Genomic DNA, 19,112 nt, shown 5'->3' with positions numbered 1-19,112 from the left:
AAATACAGAAAAAACGCTTTGAAGGTACAGGCATAACATGCAATGCAAAGATGACACCTGCCGCAACGCAAAAGTATTGCATTATGTCGCAGCAGGCTGATGCTATGATGAAAAACAGCTTTGAAAAGCTTGGAATGTCAGGCAGAGCATATGACAAAATTATGCGAGTTGCACGAACAATCGCAGACCTTGACGGCAGTGAAATCATCGAGGTTAACCACATCGCAGAGGCACTGCAATACAGAGCACTTGACAGAAAATATTGGAACATATAAAAGACTGTCGATAAAGTGGGCTGAAACACGCCATATAAATTTAACAAACCGAATAGAGCCTCCTTTGTGTAAAGGGAGGTGGGTGCGATTTATCGCACTCGGAGGGATTGTAAAAGCGGCTTAGACATCGAATCTAAGCCGCTTTTGGCGTTTTTCGCCTTTTGCTCGGTCGAGGTACCCTCGTACATCTTCCCTCGCAAGAATGCGAAATTCAGCACCATTTCTCAACAGTCTTTTTTAGTGCCATTTTATATTTATTGATCCCCGTCAGATTCATAGCTGAATGATGACGCATTATAGCCGAAATACTTTTGAACAAGAGGTGTAAACTCGTCACCCTCACCGTATTTTTCAGACTTCATTTCTCTGATAGCCTCATTTATTGAATCCTTCCAGCCACTGTTTTTTGCACAGGCAATAACGTATTCAATCGTATCAAGCTCGCCCGGAATAACCGGATAACACACTGATTTAAGCATTTCATCAGGGCGGTATGTAAATTCGTCAACTACAACCGCATCGTAGCTTGTACCCAAGCCTGCAAGTGCATCTTCAAGAGAAGCATCTGTAACAGATGAGCACGCAGAATAAATTGCTTTATTCTCCTCAAGTGCTTTCTTTGCAACATCACCTACAACTGCTACCCTTGCGCCGCCCATTTGCGCATAGCTTATTATTTTGCTGTTTTCGGTAGTAACGGTAATTACTCTGTTTGTGATGATTGGCTCTGTATAAGAATAATCCTTATTGAATGTACCGTTATTCTTTGAAACTGCGCCGAACATAAGGCATGCACTGTATTCACGGTCGGTGCTGTCAAAAAAACCACCGCTTTCCTCAAGGGTATATCCCTCATCAATTTGCTCAAAGCGATAGCTCTTGAGGTCACCCTTTACGCTATCAAAAATGGCCTTCCACAAATCAGCCTCAAAGCCCTTTGCCTTACCGTCCTTAACATCTGTAAGAAACGGTGCAACCTCCTTGGTGTAGCCTAAAATTGCAACGTCTTTGCTGTATTTTTCTGCATTTTTTGAGGAGCATCCTGCAAAGCAGGAAGCAACAACAGCCACAGCCATAGCTACGGCAAATATTCTTTTAACAATTTTCATAAAGAAAACCTCCGTTTATATACAATAATCTTATAATATTTACTCCGTAAAGTCAAGAATAATAAATATTTTAGGTTTATCTTTCTTGACATCAAAGGCAAAAGGAATATAATAGGTATAGATTTATTTAGATTAGAGGGATACAAATGCTTTCTTTAGACAGAGTATACAAGGCTTCAACGGTGCTCAAGGAGGTTATCAGGGAAACGGATATGATTAGCGCCCCGAAGCTTAACAAATCATGTAACGTGTACCTTAAAACAGAAAATTTACAGGTTACGGGCTCATTCAAAATCAGAGGCTCGTATTTCAAAATAAGCCAGCTTACAGATGAAGAAAAGAAAAAGGGAGTTATCGCCTGCTCTGCCGGTAATCACGCACAGGGCGTTGCACTTGCGGCAACAAAAAACGGCATCAAGTCAATAATTTGCCTGCCTGACGGTGCGCCCATCAGCAAGGTTGAGGCCACCAAAAGATACGGTGCAGAGGTTTGCCTTGTAAAAGGTGTGTATGACGATGCTTACAAAAAGGCCATTGAGCTTAAAAACGAAAAAGGGTTAACCTTTATTCATCCGTTTGACGACCCTGATGTCATCGCAGGTCAAGGCACAATCGGTCTTGAAATACTTACACAGCTACCGTCTGCGGATGTTGTGGTTGTACCTATCGGTGGCGGCGGCCTCATCAGCGGAATCGCGTACACAATCAAGAAGTTAAAGCCAAGCTGTAAGATTTACGGAGTTCAGGCAGCAGGTGCCCCGTCTATGGAGCAAAGCATTGCAGACGGCGAAATCGAAACGCTTAACGGAGTAAACACCATTGCAGACGGTATTGCCGTTAAAACTCCGGGTAATCTTACATATGACCTTTGCCAAAAATACGTTGACGGCATTGTAACCGTTACCGACGACGAAATTGCCCTTGCAATTCTTACCCTGCTTGAACAGCAAAAGCTTATTGCAGAGGGTGCAGGCGCTGTTCCTGTGGCTGCTGTTATGAACGGCAAAATCCCCGATATTGAAGGAAAAAATGTTGTTTGCGTTGTGTCGGGCGGTAACATAGACGTTACAATCCTTTCAAGAGTTATCGAAAGGGGTCTTAAAATGGGCGGAAGAACGGCAGACATTGTCATTGCACTTTCCGACAAGCCGGGCCAGCTTTCAGGCGTCAGCCAGATAATTGCCGACCAGGGTGCAAACGTTGTTTCGGTTAACTACGACTCAACCGACCTTGACATGAACATTACCGACTGCTATCTTAAAATAGGAGTTGAAACAAGAAACTTTGAGCACATCGTTTCTGTTAAAAAAGCACTTACCGACGCAGGCTTCAAGGTTTGCGACTAGGCAATAAATAGTAATCCGAACCTGCCAAAAATGCAGAATTAAAGCGACTTTTGAAATTTTCGCTGTTGCCTTGCGTCAGCAAGGCTTCCATCTCAAAATCCAAAATTCATCTTTACTTCAAGCATTTTTGGTCTGCGAGTTCAAATTGTGCTGATTTGTTCTTAATCAAGGCACAAAAACGCAGGAATACTTTATGTATTCCGAGTATTTTTAACATAGAGAAAGGGCAAATCAGCAAATTTGAACCACGGTTCGGATTGCTATTTATTGCCTAAAGGAGGATAAATATGGAATACGTATCAACAAGTAACGCGCCAAACGCAATTGGCCCTTACTCACAGGCTGTAAAGACAAACGGCTTGCTTTTTACATCGGGTCAAATTGCCATCAACCCTGCAACAAATACTGTTGAGGCAACAACAATTGAGGAGCAGACCACACAGGTTTGCGAAAACCTAAAGGCTGTTGTTGAGGCAGCAGGAACGGATATGAGCAAGGTAGTTAAGACTGTATGCTTTTTGGCAGACATCAACGACTTTGCATCATTTAACGAAATCTACGGCAAATACTTTACATCAAAGCCGGCAAGAAGCTGTGTGGCAGTTAAGGACTTGCCAAAGGGTGTTCTTTGCGAGGTTGAACTTATCGCAGAACTATAAATAAAGCAAAAGCTGTAAGGATTTTGAAGTCCTTACAGCTTTTTAATATTTATGGTTTAAGCTACCGTCACTGCTCCAGGTGACAGTGGAAATATCAAAATACTCATTGCCGTCGGCATCGGTATATATTGACATACTGCCGTCCTTTAGAGAAAGCTTATCATCTTTATCGTAATACAAATATCCCTGCTCGGTTATATAGCACTGAAAGCCATTGAGCCTTTCACCCGTTTCAATGTTTACATAATCGGGCATATAATCCTCTACCACCTCAAGCCTGTATGTATTCCCCTGTTCATCATAAAACAGTACATCAAGGCGATTGTCATAGGCATTACCCTTTGCATCATAATATACATTTTGAGAGGTTTTATCGGTTGTTTGAGCGTCGCTGTCGGCATTTGTGCAGGAGCATAAAAGAACAACAACCGACAAAACTGACAGAGCAACAGATATTATTTTTTTCAGCATCGCGAAAATACCTCTTTGTAAATATTTTCTACATCCTCGTTATTAAGCTCAACAGGATTATTACCAAGGCGGGATACATTCACCTTTGATGCAAAAACAGGAACATTTGCCATATCCGTTGACGGATAAGCAAGGTCAAATTCCTTTAGTATACCGTTAAAAATTTTCAGTCCCTCCTTGGCATTTTTACCGCCGAGGAGAACACCTATCTCGTCAAAAATGCCATAAACATCTTTAACAAGCGGTTTGTTATTACCCTTTAGCATATACTCCCAAATAACAGACAGGCAAGCGGCAACGGAATGTCCGTGAGCAGTATGGCAATTCATAGTAACAGAATAGCACATTGCGTGTGCCGAGGTTGTGCCTGTAAGGTTTATTGCCTTGCCTGCATAATATGACGCCCAAAGCATACCCTCGTTACCGTCAGGAGTATTATTGATATATCCGTCCTTGTTTTTAACAAATCCGAGAATACCTTTTTTTGCATATTCCCTGCTTTCATCGGTTGCCTTAACACTCCAATAGCTTTCAATAGAATGACAAAGAGCATCAAGACAGGTACACTTGCGTTGATAATCGGGCAGGGTTTGCAGAAGGGTTGAATCCATTATTACATAATCGGGAAGAAAATCAAGATTTGCAACACTGATTTTTTCTACCTCATTAATATAGAAAACAGACGACTTTGTAGCCTCTGCTCCCGTACCTGCTGTGGTTGGAATGTAAAGTGACTTAATATCGTTATTTTCCATAGGCTCGGTAAGACAGGTTGACACATCATTAGTTGCCATAAGCCTTATCATCTTGGCACTGTCAATAGGTGAGCCGCCGCCTGCACCGATAATGAAATCACAGCCCTCCTCAACAAAAATCCTTGAGGCATCAACCATATCCTCAAAGCGAGGGTTAGGGCGAATATTGTCAAACACAACAATATCAATTTGTTTTAGATATTCGAATATCTTTGTTTTCTCAAAGCTTTTGCCACAACATACAAAAGGCTTTTTAACATTGTTTTGCTCAAAAACCGATGCTATTTGCTCGAAGCTGTCTAATATTACACCCTTATTCTGCATTTGCAAGCCACTCGTATTCAGGAACATAAATTCTTGTTTTATCCCATGGGTCGCCGTCAAGGTGACGGATGAGCCACACATAATACATCTCGTATCCGGGGGCGGTTACCTGCTGGTGTGCATTGCCGCCGCGAATACAAAGGCAGGTGCCGTTTTCCGTCTTATACGGGGTATCGCCCTCAAAGCCTGCACCAAAGCCCTCCGGATGATCAAACTGATAGTAGTAAACCTCCGGCTGTGGATGATGATGAGGCGGATAAGATGACCATTTACCCGGCTGATTAAACACCTCACCCATAACCATATTTGAATACGGAGCATTATCCAAATCAAACATTGTTGATACTATTCTGTGACCTGTGCCGCCCCACTGTCCCTTGCCGAATTCTTGATACAGGCAGTTTTCCGGATTATAGAACACAGGCTCCCAAACCTTTTCGTTATCTGTCATTTGAACAAGCACCTCGCTGTCGGCAAGTGCAGTAACAACAGCTTTTGTTTCCCTTGAGAAATGCACGGCATAAGGAGTTTTTTGAAATGGATTTTCTCTGCTGCAATCCTCATTTATGCTATCTCCCACCTCAAAGTTAACCGAGCCTGAAAGAAGAAGAACAGCACATTCATTTTCAGTTTCTTCAATAACAAGAGTGTCGCCCTTTGAAAGCCTTTGAACATAAATGTCCATAAGCATATCGGCATTTACTCCGTTCATTTCACAAAGAACTTTTTTACCGTTTTCGTCATATTGCGGTTTGTAAAGCATAACAGCACCTCTTATTCAATAGTAGTTAAATTTTTAAGGCTGACATCCAAAATCTGTGCAGAGTGAGTAAGTGCACCGCAGGATACAAAATCAACACCGATTTGTGCAATCTCCTTTAATCTTGTCTTTGTTACATTACCGCTGCACTCCGTTTGAGCCTTATCGCCAATCATTTCAACTGCCTTGCGCATAGTATCATTATCCATATTATCAAGCATAATGATGTCCGCTCCGGCATCAAGTGCCTCCTGCACCTGTGCCAAGGTTTCGGTTTCAATTTCTATCTTTCTTACAAATGGAGCATAAGCCTTTGCCATCTTGATAGCATTTGTTACAGAGCCTGCCGCACCTATATGGTTATCCTTAAGAAGAACACCGTCTGAAAGATTGTATCTGTGATTTACTGCACCGCCAACCTTAACAGCATGCTTTTCAAACGGACGCATATTGGGTGTGGTTTTTCTTGTGTCAAGCAAAATGGTTTTGTAGCCCTCAAGCTCATTTACATACTCTCTTGTCATGGTTGCAATACCGCTCATACGCTGAAGATAGTTTAGAGCAGTTCTCTCGCCCGAAAGGATAGCCTTTACATCACCGTAGATTACGCCAAGCAAATCGCCCTTTTTAACATAATCGCCGTCCTTAAAATTCGCCTCAAATCTGCTTGTTTCATCAAGAAGCTTAAACGTTCTTTCAAAAACATCAAGACCGCAGATTACACCGTCCTGCTTACATATGAGGTCTGCCCTGCCCTGCTTATCCTCGGGCATAACAGCATTTGTGGAAACGTCCTCAGAGGTGATGTCCTCCTTTAATGTGTTGATAATATAATCATCAACATTAATCATCATTGTCACACCATTTAGCATAAAAATCGGCATCCTTTCTTTTTATTTCATCCATAATGATATGCTTAAATTCCTTTTGAATTTCCTCCTTGGAGGCATAAGAATCAAGCTCAACCTCCGGAGCGTCCTGCGGTTTAACCGAAGTATCCTTTGCAATTTTATCTGCTGCACGCTTGGCAAAAACAAGGCTTTCAAGCAACGAATTTGAAGCAAGCCTGTTCCTGCCGTGAACACCGTTGCAGGCGGTTTCACCTATTGCATAAAGATATTTCATAGAGGTTACACCGTTTGTATCGGTTTTTACTCCGCCCATCATATAATGCTGTGCAGGGGTTACGGGCACATTGTCCTTTGTCATATCGTAGCCCTCCTGCATACAGGCCTCAAAAATGTTGGGAAATCTCTTTTTTGCCTCCTCGCTTGTCATAGTGGGCAGGTTGAGATACACATGGTCCGTGCCGAATTTTTTCATTTCCTCAACAATGGCATTTGTAACGACATCTCTCGGCTGAAGCTCGTCTGTAAAGCGTTCGCCGTTTTCGTTAAGAAGAACAGCACCCTCACCGCGCACACTCTCACTGATAAGAAATCGTCTGCCCTCTTTCTTGCTGTAAAGGGTTGTAGGATGAATTTGGATATAATTGATATTTTCAAGCTCTACGCCGTGCTTTATGCTCAAAGCAAAGGCGTCACCGGTAATGTGCGGATAATTTGTTGAATTCTTAAACAATCCGCCGATACCGCCTGTTGCAAGAACAATGTTATCTGCAAGTATTGCACCCTTTTCGCCATACTCATCAAAGCACACAATGCCGTAGCAAACATTGTCCTTTTCTATCAAATCTATCATTGTTGTACGGGTTACAAAGGTGATGTTTGGCTTTTTCTTTGCAATTTCAAGAAGGGTTGCCGTAATCTCCTTGCCTGTTTCATCCTTATGGTGAAGAATTCTGTTTTGTCTGTGAGCGCCCTCACGAGTGTAATCATATTCACCGTCGTTAGCAGTATCAAACTTTACACCCAAATCAACAAGTGTTCCGATAACATCCTGCGAGGATTCAATCATAACACGAACCGCCTCGGGATTGTTTTCGTAATGACCTGCCTTCATCGTATCTTCAAAGTAGCAATCAAAATCATCAATATCCTTGAGCACACATACTCCGCCCTGTGCAAGAAAGGAATCGCACTCGTCAAGCTTTTCCTTTGTGATGACCAAAACATCCATATCCTCAGGCAGGCACAGAGCAGCAAAAACACCTGCCACGCCGGAGCCTACAATAACGGTATCGGTTTTTATATATTCCTTACTTTTCATACCACAAATCCTATAATCAAAATAATTTTGTATTTTTAACTATACTTATTTTACTATATATCTTATCTGTACAAATGTCAATACGATTAGGTACAAGAAGCCACAACTATTTACAAAAATAATTGCACTTGAAAAATTGATAAAAATATTTTATAATATACATAAATGATTTAATTTGCATCACACTATATTGCTTTTGGAGATTATAGGGAGAATACAAATGGATACAAAAAATTTTGAAACCTTCATTCAGGTTGCAGACCAAAACAGCTTTACAAAGGCTGCAAAAAAATTAGGATATACTCAATCTGCGGTTTCGGCACAAATAAAGCAGCTTGAGCATGCATACGGGGTGCTTCTTTTTGAAAGGGTTAATCATACAGTAAAGCTTACACCGAAGGGTGAGCAAATTCTTCAGCTTGCACAAAAGCTTCTCGCCACCGTTGAAGACATTGAAAACACGGCGAGCAGTAAAAAGGAGATTAACGGCACGGTTAGAATTGCGATGTGTGACTCACTTTGTCACTGGCTGTTTTGGCATAATTTTGATAATTTTCACAACAAATATCCAAGCATATCGTTAAAGATATTCCCTGCCAGCACGGAGGAAATGTTCAGACTTGCAAACCAAAATGATGTTGACCTTATCTTTACACTTGACAAGCACATTTATGACAGCAACTACACAATAGTTAAGGAGCACAAGGTAAAAACTCATTTCATTATGGGCGATGAAAATCCGCTTTGTAAAAAGGACAAAATCACTATTGACGATGTACTTGAGCAACCGTTTATCTTAACCGAAAAGGGTATGAGCTACAGACAGAGGCTTGACGATTATCTTGCAAAGGAGTCTATGGAAATAGCTCCGTTTTTGGAAATCGGCGACACAGAGCTAATCTGTCATTTGGTAGAAAAAAATATGGGCATATCCTATCTGCCTGATTTTATCACCGACGAATATGTTGCACAAGGCAAGATTAAGCAATTTGAGGTTGATACAATCAACGATGAAATTTGGATTCAAATGCTTTACCACAAAAGCAAATGGATTACTCCGGCCATGCAAACGGTAATGGATTACATATGCAGTATTCTTTAATAAAATGCACACAAAAAGCTGATTGAACATCGAGTTCAATCAGCTTTTATAATTTCCTCAGCCACCTACGGTGACATTTCCTCTTGTTAATTTGTATTTATACTTATGATGTTTTGTTCTTTATTGTTGTGCCGTTGACGTACTGTATTCCCGGCTCCGGAGCCTTACCGGACTTTGCGGTAACAAGTTCATCACAGGTTACAAACTGATAGCCCTTCTTAATAAGTGCAGGCACAATTCTTTCAAATGCATCTGCAGTTGAACCGTAGATTTCGTGCATCAAGATAATATCGCCGTCTTCTACATGCTTCATTACTGTGTTGTAAATCTTATCAGCATCTCTGCTCTTCCAATCCTGAGTATCAAGCGACCAATAGTACAAAGGAACATTTTGCTCCTTACACGTTTTACGGATTACATCGGTTGTAATACCGCCCGGCGAACGAAAGGCTGTCGGCTTTACTCCGCCTGCCTTTTCAATAGCATTTGCGCCCTTGATGATATCGTTGGCATTTACATTTTTGCCGTAATGCTCGTGGTTATAGGTATGGTTGCCTATCTGACAACCGAGGCTTACCTTACGCTTAACATTCTTTGTATGGTTTTCCGCATTTGCTCCGAGCATAAAGAATGTTGCCTTTATTTTGTATTTTTCAATAACATCAAGTATCCTGTCAGACGCATCATTATATCCCGGACCGTCATCAAAGGTTACGGCAATCATGGGCTTTTTCATATCAATAGCAGTGATACCCGCCTTGTCAAGCACCTTTGCAGACTTAGCCTCCGACCACCTGCCGTTAATTTTTTCCTCGTTGAAATATACATAGGAGCGAACACGTGCATAATATTCGTCACCTACCATAAGCTCCATAATATCGGTGCTGTCGGTATCTGTGTTCTTTATCCTAATGCTTTGAGCGTCCGAAAAATCGGAAGCCTTTGCGTACTGAACATCATATCCGGCACACCTTGGATTAGGTGACCAGCTGATTTCAAGAGAATTTTCCCTGACAGCCTCAATGCTTGAGCTTTGCTTTGCGGGTACCGTACAGGCAGTGACCTCGGTAAATTTCTTACTTTGTACCGTATTATTTCTGCCCTTTTTGTATGCCTTTACGCAAAAGGTATATTGAGTGCTGTCATCAAGACCGTCAACAGTAGTCTCAACCGATTTTGAATCCTTAACTGTCTGCACCTTTTTATATTCTTCGCCGGCCTTTTGATATATAAAATATCCGTCTGACGAGCCAACCCTTTTCCACTTTAGCTTAACAGAATCAGAGGAAGTGCCCACGACCTGTGTTGACCTTACAGGACCGACATTCTGCGACGACACTCCGGACACTGCAATAACGCCTGACAAAAGGATAATTGCGGTGATAAATAACCCTACAAGCCTAATCTTATTTGACATAATATCCTCCACTGAGATTTGTTGCACTTATTATACATCAAAAAAACAAAATATTCAATACAAATACGGAAAAACAAAGTTAAAAAATGCACAAGAAAATATTAATTTTTAATAAAATTTTGTATTGATTTTAACCTAATTATATGTTAATATCTTATGCGGTATAAACATACTTAAAATAATTGGGAAATTTTCTATACATTCCCAAAATGAAAAGAGGCAGAAAAATGGAATTTATGATTGCGTTTCTTGTCGGTTTTCCATTTGTCAGCGCTTTGCTCCAAGGAGTAATCAAAAGCAACAAGGCAAGGAAAATCATAACCTACGCGTCATCAGCTGCGGTTATACTTGCAGCCCTGATGTTTACCGTAACATACTATGTTTACGGTGGCAAGGCAATGACATTTAACGAGAGTGCATTGTTAGGCTCGTTACCCGTCATTGAAGCCGTAGACTATGCTATGGTCGGCATAGAGGTATTTTTAGTTGTACTTATCACAGTGCTTTCAATCAAGTACAAAAAATACTATGCGGCTCTTTTGTCAATAGCACAAACGACTTTGACCTTTTGGTACGAGTTTTCAGGTGCAAAGCCTGAGGGAGAGGGCTTAAACCTCTATTGCGACCAGCTTACCGTAATTATGGTTTTAATTATCGCTATCGTGGGCACATTGATTACCGTTTATGCCTGCGGTTATATGGACGATTATCACCACCATCACGGCGATGAGGTTAAGGACAGACGCGGCTTCTTCTTTGCAATTATGTATGTATTCATCGGTGCAATGTTCGGCCTTGTTCTTTCCAACAGCCTGCTTTGGATGTACTTTTTCTGGGAGGTTACAAGCGTTTGCTCATTCCTTCTCATCGGCTACACAAAAACAGACGAGGCTGTCAACAATTGCTTTAAGGCATTGTGGATGAACCTTCTCGGCGGTCTCGGAATGATTGGCGGTATCGTTATTCTCGGCATCAGCCACGGCATTACAGACCTTCAAGGATTGCTTGAAGCAAACAAGGGATTAATAGTATTGCCTGTAATCTTTCTTTCATTCGGTGCATTGACAAAGAGCGCTCAGCTCCCGTTCTCAAAATGGTTGCTTGGTGCAATGGTTGCTCCTACACCGTCATCGGCTCTTTTGCACAGTGCAACAATGGTTAAGGCAGGCGTTTATCTTTTGATTAGAATTGCACCTGTTATGAGCGGTGAGTTCAGCGGATATATGGTTGGCCTTATCGGCGGTCTTACCTTCCTTGCTATGTCTATGCTTGCAATTACAGCTTATGACGGCAAAAAGGTTTTGGCTTACTCAACATTGTCTAACCTTGGCTTGATTACAGCCTGTGCCGGTGTCGGTACGGAGGAAACCGTTTGGGCGGCTATCTTCCTTGTAATCTTCCACGCAATTTCAAAATCACTGCTTTTCCAGACTGTCGGCTCAATAGAGCACCAGACCGGCTCAAGAGATATAGAAACAATGCACGGCTTGGTTAGAAGGTACCCATACCTCACATGGACACTTGTTGTCGGTATTGCAGGTATGTTCCTTGCTCCGTTTGGTATGCTTGTTTCAAAATGGGCTGCACTTAAAGCCTTTGTTGACACAGGTCTTCACAGCGGAAGCACACTTGAAATTATCGTTTCCACCCTGCTTGTGCTTTGCATATGCTTTGGCTCGGCAACAACCCTGTTCTACTGGTCAAAGTGGCTTGCAACAATTCTTTCATCAAACCCGGCAGATAAAAGGCATAAGAACACTATCACAATAAATCAGTGGACATCATTGTTTACTCACGCAGGTCTTATGATTCTTGTTGTATTTGCCTTTCCGTTCATTTCAAGATTTGTTGTTAAGCCTTACACAGCAGAGGTTTTCAACTCAACAAACCAGGTTATTTCAAGCGAAAACATCGTTCTTACAATTTTGATGGTTGTATTTATCTTCATCATTCCAATCGTAACATACTTCCTTATCGCAAGGAACAGACCTTTCCCTAAGGCTGAGCGATACTTTAACGGTGCCGGTACTCCCGACCAGGTTGGATTTATTGATTCCTTCGGTAACGAAAAGAAGGAATTCCTTACCAACTGGTATATGGAGGATATATTTGGTGAGGACAAAATGTACAAGCCAAGTGTATATGTATCAATTTTCCTTATCGCTGCGTTTATTGCTGCATCAATCGCGTTAGGAGGTGGCTGTTAATGAATAATCCTGTATATTCGATAATTAGCATATTTGCTTATGTTTTGCTCGCTCCGTTCGCAGGTGCATTGCTTGCAGGCTTGGACAGAAAGGTTACTGCCAGAATGCAGGGACGTATGGGTCCCCCTCTGCTTCAGCCGCTGTATGATGTCATTAAGCTTTTGAATAAGCAAACAAAGGTTATTAACAGAGTTCAAATGTTATATTTGCTCTCATTTCTTTTCTTTACAATCGTAACCGGTATTCTTTTCTTTGCAGGCTACGACATTTTGCTTGTATTGTTTACACTCACAACCGCAAACATTTTCCTTGTAATTGCTGCATCAAGCGGACACTCTCCGTATGCATTTATGGGTGCAAGCAGAGAGCTTGTTCAAATGCTTGCATATGAGCCTATGGTTCTTATTGCGGCTATCGGTCTTTACATTACATCGGGAAGCTTTAGGGTTTCCGAAATTGCAACACACAACGGCTTACCTGCTATCGTATTGCTTCCGGGTATTTTCCTTGGCTTTGTGTTCATTCTTACAATTAAGCTTAGAAAGCACCCATTTGATATTTCTACCTCTCACCATGCTCATCAGGAAATGGTTAAGGGTATCACAACAGAATTTAACGGTCAAATGTTTGCTATCGTTGAGGTTTCTCACTGGTACGAAAACATATTCCTTTTAGGACTTTTGGCATTATTTTTCCTCAACAGTAATCCTTTAAGCGTGCTTCTTGCAATCGTTTGCCTGATTGCTTGCTACTTTATCGAAATCCTTGTTGACAACACAAATGCAAGATTAAAGTGGAAGCATATGCTTGACAACACCTGGATAGTTACTGCTTTTTTAGGCGCACTTAACCTTATTGTAATTGAGGTACTTAAAGGCAAGGGGGTAATATAAATGGCAGACGTAACAAAATCACCTTGGATAATGCACTATGACGGAAGCTCCTGTAACGGATGTGACATCGAGGTTCTTGCGTGCTTAACTCCATTATATGACGTAGAACGCTTTGGTATTATCAACACAGGTAATCCCAAGCATGCAGATATTCTTCTTATTACGGGCTCGGTTAACTCTCAAAACGAAAGCGTTGTTAAACAAATTTATGAGCAGATGACAGAGCCAAAGGTTGTTTGTGCAATAGGTATATGCGCATGCAACGGCGGTGTGTTTAAGGACTGCTACAACGTTCTCGGCGGTGTTGACAAGGCTATCCCGGTTGACATTTATGTTCCGGGCTGCGCCGCAAGACCGCAGGCAATCATTGACGGCGTTGTTAAATCACTCGCTTTGCTTAAGGAAAAGAGCGAAAGGCTTCAGGCAAATAAAAAGGCAGTAAAGGAGGCGGACAAGGTTGAATAACTATAACGATTTTGCAATTACACTTGTCACAAAGGATGAGCTGTACGACATTATGCAAAAAAAATACGAGGACGGCTACCGTCTTTCACAAATTTGCTCAACAGCCTTTGAGGGCTACAACGAGGTTACATATTCCGTAAACAAGGAATATCTTATGGAAAACTACAAGATTAAGCTTCCTGTTGACGAGGAAATCAAAAGCTTTTCCGACATATTCCCTGCTGCCACTCTTTATGAAAATGAAATCAAGCAGCTTTGGGGTGTAAAAGTTGTCGGTATGAGCATTGACTACAAGGACAGATTTTACAGAATAAATGAAGAAACACCGTTCAAAAAGCAAATCACTGTAACACGAAAGGAGGACACGGCCAATGAGTAAGCAATCTATTGTACCGTTCGGTCCTCAGCATCCTGTACTGCCGGAGCCAATTCACATTGACCTTGTGCTTGAGGATGAAAAGGTTATTGAGGCTGTGCCTTCAATCGGCTTTGTTCACAGGGGTCTTGAAATGCTTGCAGAGAAAAGGGATTTTAACGACTATCAATATGTTGTTGAAAGAACCTGCGGTATTTGCTCCTTCGGTCACGGACTTGGATATTGCGAAGCGCTCGAGGCTATCTTTAAGGCAGAGGTGCCCGAGAGAGCAAAGTTCCTTCGTACATTTTGGTTTGAGATGAGCCGTATGCACTCTCACCTGCTTTGGCTCGGTCTTTTGGCAGACGCATTCGGCTTTGACGCTTTGTTTATGCAGGCTTGGAGAATGAGAGAAAAAATCCTTGATATGTTTGAGGAATCAACCGGCGGCCGTGTTATCTTTTCCGTTAACAAGGTCGGAGGCGTCCTTAAGGATATGGACAGCTCAATGATTAAGGGCTTTGTTGACATACTCAACTCTATGGAAAAGGACATTAAGAGAATGACAAATGTATTCCTCAATGACTATTCCGTACAAAAAAGATTAAAGGGTGTGGGTATCCTTACAAAAGAGGATGCGCACAGACTCAGTGCCGCAGGTGCTATGGCAAGGGCAAGCGGTATTGAAATTGATATGAGAAAAACAGGCTACGAGGCTTACGACAAGATTGACTTTGACATCATCACCTCTAACGATTGTGACGGCTACGCAAGATGTGCCGTAAGAATCGGTGAGCTTTTGCAATCCATCAACATCATCCGTCAATGTGCCGAAAAAATGCCTGAGGGTGCAATCTGCAATCCTCAAAAGGGCAACCCTGACGGTGAAGCATTTGTAAGAATTGAGCAACCGCGAGGAGAGGCTATTTACTACGCAAAGGCTAACGGAACCAAATTCCTTGAAAGATTCAGGCTTCGTACTCCTACATTTACAAACATTCAGTCGCTTATTCACATTTTGCCGGGCAGCGACCTTGCAGATGTTCCGATGCAGGTTCTTACAATTGACCCATGCATCAGCTGTACAGAAAGATAAGGAGGAGTAAACTATGAAGCTTATGGATTTTACCGGCTTTGCTCTTAAAAATCTTTTCTCAAAACCGGCTACAAAGAATTATCCTGCAGAGCCTGCAGTTTATCCCGAGCGTTCAAGAGGACACATTGAAATTGACATTGACGACTGTATTATGTGCGGTATGTGCCAAAGAAAGTGTCCGTCGGGTGCTATCACGGTTGACAGGGCAACAAGAACATGGTCTATTGAAAGAATGGGCTGTGTTCAGTGCGAAAACTGTGTTGAAGGCTGTCCTAAGAAATGCTTACATATTAAGCCCGGCTACACAGAGCCAAGCACCTCAATGACGGTTGACAGCTTTTCACAGCCTATTCCCGAAAAGCCTGCTCAAGCCGAGAGCGAGAATAACAACGAGTCGCTTACATCGGGTAAGATTACAAACGATATGAGCACCTGTATTCTTTGCGGACTGTGTGCAAGAGCATGCCCGTCAGAGTGCATTACCGTTGACAGAAATGCAAAGACATGGACAATCAACCGTGACGACTGTGTTCAGTGCGGTGCCTGCATTGACGCGTGTAAAAAATTCCACAGCCTTTCATACGCAGAGGATGACGGCGAGGAAGGCGCAGTTGTATTTGCAAAGGACGGTGCCGCACCTGCAAAGCCTGCTCCTAAGAAGGAAGCACCAAAGCCACAGGCAAAGACACAGGCAAGCGAGGTTAGCCTCGGCAAGCTTTCAACCGTTAAGCCTGACAAGAGCCTAACCTACGGCAAAATTGCCGTTGACATTGAAAATTGCATACTTTGCGGACTTTGTGCAAGAGCCTGCCCCACAGGTATTATCACAGTTGACAGAAAGGATACAAAGAGCTGGACTATTGACAGAGACGGCTGTATTCAATGCGGTTGCTGTATAGACGCCTGCAAGAAGCAACAGTGCATTGGCTTTGCACAGGATGACGCAGAATACGGCAATGTAACCTACAAAAAGGAAGCGTAACGCTATAACAAAGGAATACACCTTTACAGGTATTGTTCAGGGCATTGGATTTCGCCCCACAGCCCTGAGGCTCGCAAACGAGCTTGGTATAAAAGGCGAGGTTAAAAATTCAGGCGGTAATGTAAAAATTATCGCACAGGCAGAATCAAAGGCGTTGGAGCATTTTATCCAACGCCTTATCGGTCTTTTTAAGATAAACAATTACAACGAAAGAATAATTGACGGCAAAGAGTACGGCACATTTTCCATTATCCATTCTACCAACTACAACACCGTGCCGTTTATCACTCCCGATTTGGCAACCTGTAAGGATTGCGAAAGGGAGCTTAAGGACGAAAACAACCGCAGATACAGGCATCCTTTCATAAGCTGTATTAACTGCGGAGCAAGATATACTATAATTAAATCTCTGCCGTATGACAGAGAAAATATTACAATGGGCATCTTCCCTCTTTGCGAAAAATGCGGGGAGGAATACACATCACCTCAAAACAGAAGATGTCATGCACAAACGATAGCCTGCAACGACTGCGGGCCTAAAACAAGCATTTCAATTGACGATGCTGTTGATATTTTGAAAGACGGCAACATCCTCGCAATAAAGGACATAGGAGGCTATCACCTTGCCTGCAAATGCGAAACGGAAATTGCACTGACGTTGCGAAAAATCAAGGGCAGAGAAGCAAAGCCGTTTGCAATTATGTTCAAAAGCCTTGAAGAAATCAAAGATTACTGCTTTGTAAGCGATGATGAGGAGAAGCTACTGACCTGCACGGCAAGGCCTATTGTTTTGCTAAAGGCAAAAAGAAAAATGCCAAACGGCATATGTGACGGCTCCGACTGCATAGGAGCATTTTTGCCTTGCAATCCGATACAGATAATGATACTTGACAAAATATCACCTCTTATTATGACAAGTGCAAATCTGTCGGGCGAGCCTATCATAATTGACGATGAAAAAATAAAAAAATTCGGTATTCCCGTGTTGTCGCACAACAGAGAAATACTGACGCCTATCGACGACAGCGTTGTGCAAATCAACGCAGGACGGGTACAGTATTTAAGACGTGCAAGAGGATATGTTCCGCTTGCAATAGATGTTGGAATTAAGGCAAAAAGCAAAATACTTGCAATGGGTGGCGACCTAAAAAGCAGCTTTGCAATAATGAACGATAATTATGTTTATCCGTCGCAATATTTCGGCGACCTTGAGGATACGGCATATCAGGAAGCCTACAAAGATAGCATAGCAAGATTTTGTGATTTACACAGCTTTAAGCCGGGCAAAATTGTTTGCGACAGGCACCCTATGTATTATTCATCACAAATACTTACACCCGATGTTCAATATCAGCATCACCTTGCACACGCGTACAGCGTAATAGCAGAGCATCAACTAAAGGGTGACACTTTAAGCTTTGTTTTTGACGGAACGGGCTACGGTGATGACGGTGCAATTTGGGGCGGCGAGGTATTTCTTAATCGAAAACGAGTTGAACACCTTGAGTACACAAAAATGCTTGCATCCGATGAGGTTGCAAAAAATGCCGACATCTGCCTTGCCTGCTACGACGGCAGCCATACGCTTGTGTCAAAGGCAATAGAAAACAACATCAACACTGTAAATTCATCAAGCGTAGGCAGACTCTTTGACGCTGTCGCATCGGCACTTGACATTTCACATTACAACAGATATGAGGGCGAATGTGCCATTACTGTCGAACAATGTGCAGGCAAAGCAAAAAAGGCTTATCCTATTAAACCTACGCTGTCACCTAAAGAAATAATCAAACAAATAAAATCTGCAAAAGCTCCAAAGGAGGAAATCGCACTCGGTTTTCACTACTGCTTGGCAGATATGATAAAAACAATTGCCGATAAGTATTTGGTTGGGCAAATCACCCTAAGCGGCGGATGCTTTAACAACAAAATTCTTACGGCAAGGACTATTGAACTGCTTGAGGCAGACGGATATAATGTATATATAAACAATAAGGTGCCATCGGGCGACCAGGGAATCTGTCTTGGTCAGGCATACCTGACGGCACTTGACGAGCAAGAGGTATAGCTATGTGTGTTGCAGCACCGGGAAAAGTAATAGAAATTAACGGAGTAAATGCAAAAATTGAATACTCCTCTAACATCACAACAGTAAACAAAGGTATTGTTGACTGCAAGGTAGGAGATTGGGTTTTGGTGCACGCAGGACTGATTATTCAGGTTTTGCCCGAGGACGAGGCGCAGTATATGACACAGCTTTTTAATGACCTTGAGGAGCTTGGAGTGCAATGAACATAAACGACGTACTAAATTTTCTTAAGGAATACAACGGTGACGACATCACCATTATGGAGGTTTGCGGAACTCACACCGCATCCATATCCGAAAACGCAATACCGTCACTGATAAGCGACAAAATACATCTAATAAGCGGACCGGGATGCCCTGTTTGTGTAACGGTGTCAGACTATGTTGACAGGCTGATTGAGCTTGCACTTAACTCAAACGCTATCGTTACCTTCGGTGATATGATAAGAGTGCCGGGAAGCAGTCAGGCATTAGCGGACATCAAGGCACAGGGTGCCGATATACGAATGGTGTACTCCCCTATTCAAACCATTGAGCTTGCAAAGGCAGAGCCCGACAAAAGCTTTGTTTTTGCGGCAGTCGGCTTTGAAACGACAACACCTATTTATGCACTTTTGCTTGATGAAATAATCAAGCAGG

Annotated in this window: 18 protein-coding genes and 2 pseudogenes; 13 read left to right on the top strand and 7 right to left on the bottom strand. The window is 42.3% G+C overall.

The window, feature by feature from the left end; genetic code table 11:
- A pseudogene (locus Q0P34_RS07335) lies at positions 1–275 on the top strand (ATP-binding protein); the annotation flags it as partial.
- Positions 276–529: 254 nt separating this feature from the next.
- Here Q0P34_RS07335 and Q0P34_RS07330 read toward each other — a convergent pair.
- Positions 530–1,384, bottom strand: a complete 855-nt coding sequence (locus Q0P34_RS07330) for a transporter substrate-binding domain-containing protein (RefSeq protein WP_294954989.1) — start codon at positions 1,382–1,384, stop codon at positions 530–532.
- Between the two features lie 146 nt (positions 1,385–1,530).
- Between Q0P34_RS07330 and ilvA the strand changes: the two genes are divergently transcribed.
- Complete coding sequence (ilvA, locus tag Q0P34_RS07325) at positions 1,531–2,730, top strand: threonine ammonia-lyase (RefSeq protein ID WP_294954987.1); 1,200 nt, start codon at positions 1,531–1,533, stop codon at positions 2,728–2,730.
- A gap of 287 nt (positions 2,731–3,017) precedes the next feature.
- Positions 3,018–3,389, top strand: a complete 372-nt coding sequence (locus tag Q0P34_RS07320) for a RidA family protein (RefSeq protein WP_294954985.1) — start codon at positions 3,018–3,020, stop codon at positions 3,387–3,389.
- Positions 3,390–3,431: 42 nt separating this feature from the next.
- Here the strand turns inward: Q0P34_RS07320 and Q0P34_RS07315 are convergent, their stop codons facing one another.
- The 5 genes from Q0P34_RS07315 to Q0P34_RS07295 are packed head-to-tail and all read right to left on the bottom strand — an operon-like array spanning position 3,432 to position 7,868.
- On the bottom strand, positions 3,432–3,860 hold the full coding sequence (locus Q0P34_RS07315; protein ID WP_294954983.1) for a hypothetical protein: 429 nt from the start codon (positions 3,858–3,860) through the stop codon (positions 3,432–3,434).
- Positions 3,854–4,939: a phosphonoacetaldehyde reductase gene (locus tag Q0P34_RS07310; RefSeq protein ID WP_294954981.1), complete on the bottom strand. Its 1,086-nt coding sequence runs from the start codon at positions 4,937–4,939 to the stop codon at positions 3,854–3,856. The genes Q0P34_RS07315 and Q0P34_RS07310 overlap by 7 nt, the downstream gene beginning before the upstream one ends.
- Positions 4,929–5,702: a 5-deoxy-glucuronate isomerase gene (locus Q0P34_RS07305; protein WP_294954979.1), complete on the bottom strand. Its 774-nt coding sequence runs from the start codon at positions 5,700–5,702 to the stop codon at positions 4,929–4,931. The genes Q0P34_RS07310 and Q0P34_RS07305 overlap by 11 nt, the downstream gene beginning before the upstream one ends.
- An 11-nt stretch (positions 5,703–5,713) precedes the next feature.
- Positions 5,714–6,571, bottom strand: a complete 858-nt coding sequence (nadC, locus tag Q0P34_RS07300; protein ID WP_294954977.1) for a carboxylating nicotinate-nucleotide diphosphorylase — start codon at positions 6,569–6,571, stop codon at positions 5,714–5,716.
- A complete protein-coding gene (locus Q0P34_RS07295) occupies positions 6,543–7,868 on the bottom strand; it encodes an L-aspartate oxidase (RefSeq protein ID WP_294954975.1) in 1,326 nt (441 codons plus the stop codon). The genes nadC and Q0P34_RS07295 overlap by 29 nt, the downstream gene beginning before the upstream one ends.
- Positions 7,869–8,088: 220 nt before the next feature.
- On the opposite strand from Q0P34_RS07295, the gene Q0P34_RS07290 reads away from it, so the two are divergent.
- Complete coding sequence (locus Q0P34_RS07290) at positions 8,089–8,970, top strand: LysR family transcriptional regulator (protein ID WP_294954973.1); 882 nt, start codon at positions 8,089–8,091, stop codon at positions 8,968–8,970.
- 103 nt (positions 8,971–9,073) lie between these two features.
- Here Q0P34_RS07290 and Q0P34_RS07285 read toward each other — a convergent pair whose 3' ends face one another.
- Entirely contained in the window at positions 9,074–10,387 is a 1,314-nt protein-coding gene (locus Q0P34_RS07285; RefSeq protein WP_294954971.1) for a polysaccharide deacetylase family protein, read from the bottom strand.
- Positions 10,388–10,614: 227 nt separating this feature from the next.
- Here Q0P34_RS07285 and Q0P34_RS07280 point away from each other — a divergent pair, with 227 nt between their 5' ends.
- From Q0P34_RS07280 to Q0P34_RS07240, 9 genes and pseudogenes are all read left to right on the top strand, one after another.
- Positions 10,615–12,594 (top strand): proton-conducting transporter membrane subunit, encoded by a 1,980-nt coding sequence (locus Q0P34_RS07280; RefSeq protein WP_294954969.1) that lies wholly within the window; start codon positions 10,615–10,617, stop codon positions 12,592–12,594.
- Positions 12,594–13,487, top strand: a complete 894-nt coding sequence (locus Q0P34_RS07275; RefSeq protein WP_294954967.1) for a complex I subunit 1 family protein — start codon at positions 12,594–12,596, stop codon at positions 13,485–13,487. The genes Q0P34_RS07280 and Q0P34_RS07275 overlap by 1 nt, the downstream gene beginning before the upstream one ends.
- The gene (gene nuoB, locus Q0P34_RS07270) at positions 13,488–13,952 is read left to right on the top strand and encodes an NADH-quinone oxidoreductase subunit NuoB (RefSeq protein ID WP_294954965.1); all 465 of its coding nucleotides are present in this window, start codon (positions 13,488–13,490) and stop codon (positions 13,950–13,952) included.
- Complete coding sequence (locus tag Q0P34_RS07265; RefSeq protein ID WP_294954963.1) at positions 13,945–14,331, top strand: NADH-quinone oxidoreductase subunit C; 387 nt, start codon at positions 13,945–13,947, stop codon at positions 14,329–14,331. The genes nuoB and Q0P34_RS07265 overlap by 8 nt, the downstream gene beginning before the upstream one ends.
- Entirely contained in the window at positions 14,324–15,403 is a 1,080-nt protein-coding gene (locus Q0P34_RS07260; RefSeq protein ID WP_178668615.1) for a nickel-dependent hydrogenase large subunit, read from the top strand. The genes Q0P34_RS07265 and Q0P34_RS07260 overlap by 8 nt, the downstream gene beginning before the upstream one ends.
- A gap of 13 nt (positions 15,404–15,416) precedes the next feature.
- A complete protein-coding gene (locus Q0P34_RS07255) occupies positions 15,417–16,385 on the top strand; it encodes a 4Fe-4S dicluster domain-containing protein (RefSeq protein WP_294954960.1) in 969 nt (322 codons plus the stop codon).
- A 4-nt stretch (positions 16,386–16,389) separates the two neighbouring features.
- Positions 16,390–18,453 (top strand): carbamoyltransferase HypF, encoded by a 2,064-nt coding sequence (hypF, locus tag Q0P34_RS07250; protein ID WP_294954991.1) that lies wholly within the window; start codon positions 16,390–16,392, stop codon positions 18,451–18,453.
- 2 nt (positions 18,454–18,455) lie between these two features.
- Positions 18,456–18,677 carry a HypC/HybG/HupF family hydrogenase formation chaperone gene (locus Q0P34_RS07245; protein ID WP_294954958.1) on the top strand — a complete coding sequence of 74 codons (222 nt, stop codon included), beginning with the start codon at positions 18,456–18,458 and terminating at the stop codon, positions 18,675–18,677.
- Positions 18,674–19,112 (top strand): annotated as a pseudogene (locus Q0P34_RS07240) (hydrogenase formation protein HypD); the annotation flags it as partial. The gene Q0P34_RS07245 and the pseudogene Q0P34_RS07240, both read left to right, overlap by 4 nt.

Source organism: uncultured Eubacterium sp. (genome assembly GCF_945980375.1).
GTDB lineage: Bacteria > Bacillota > Clostridia > Oscillospirales > Acutalibacteraceae > Eubacterium_R.
Note: the sequence above shows the minus strand (reverse complement) of the source record. Positions and strands in the feature narration are given on the sequence as shown.

Coding starts and splice junctions, on each gene's coding strand:
- Q0P34_RS07290 (WP_294954973.1), top strand. CDS start 8,089: ATGGATACAAAAAATTTTGAAACCTTCATTCAGGTTGCAGACCAAAAC.
- Q0P34_RS07295 (WP_294954975.1), bottom strand. CDS start 7,868: ATGAAAAGTAAGGAATATATAAAAACCGATACCGTTATTGTAGGCTCC.
- Q0P34_RS07320 (WP_294954985.1), top strand. CDS start 3,018: ATGGAATACGTATCAACAAGTAACGCGCCAAACGCAATTGGCCCTTAC.
- Q0P34_RS07315 (WP_294954983.1), bottom strand. CDS start 3,860: ATGCTGAAAAAAATAATATCTGTTGCTCTGTCAGTTTTGTCGGTTGTT.
- nadC (WP_294954977.1), bottom strand. CDS start 6,571: ATGCTAAATGGTGTGACAATGATGATTAATGTTGATGATTATATTATC.
- Q0P34_RS07280 (WP_294954969.1), top strand. CDS start 10,615: ATGGAATTTATGATTGCGTTTCTTGTCGGTTTTCCATTTGTCAGCGCT.
- Q0P34_RS07305 (WP_294954979.1), bottom strand. CDS start 5,702: ATGCTTTACAAACCGCAATATGACGAAAACGGTAAAAAAGTTCTTTGT.
- Q0P34_RS07285 (WP_294954971.1), bottom strand. CDS start 10,387: ATGTCAAATAAGATTAGGCTTGTAGGGTTATTTATCACCGCAATTATC.
- Q0P34_RS07245 (WP_294954958.1), top strand. CDS start 18,456: ATGTGTGTTGCAGCACCGGGAAAAGTAATAGAAATTAACGGAGTAAAT.
- nuoB (WP_294954965.1), top strand. CDS start 13,488: ATGGCAGACGTAACAAAATCACCTTGGATAATGCACTATGACGGAAGC.
- Q0P34_RS07310 (WP_294954981.1), bottom strand. CDS start 4,939: ATGCAGAATAAGGGTGTAATATTAGACAGCTTCGAGCAAATAGCATCG.
- Q0P34_RS07260 (WP_178668615.1), top strand. CDS start 14,324: ATGAGTAAGCAATCTATTGTACCGTTCGGTCCTCAGCATCCTGTACTG.
- Q0P34_RS07255 (WP_294954960.1), top strand. CDS start 15,417: ATGAAGCTTATGGATTTTACCGGCTTTGCTCTTAAAAATCTTTTCTCA.
- Q0P34_RS07275 (WP_294954967.1), top strand. CDS start 12,594: ATGAATAATCCTGTATATTCGATAATTAGCATATTTGCTTATGTTTTG.
- Q0P34_RS07330 (WP_294954989.1), bottom strand. CDS start 1,384: ATGAAAATTGTTAAAAGAATATTTGCCGTAGCTATGGCTGTGGCTGTT.
- ilvA (WP_294954987.1), top strand. CDS start 1,531: ATGCTTTCTTTAGACAGAGTATACAAGGCTTCAACGGTGCTCAAGGAG.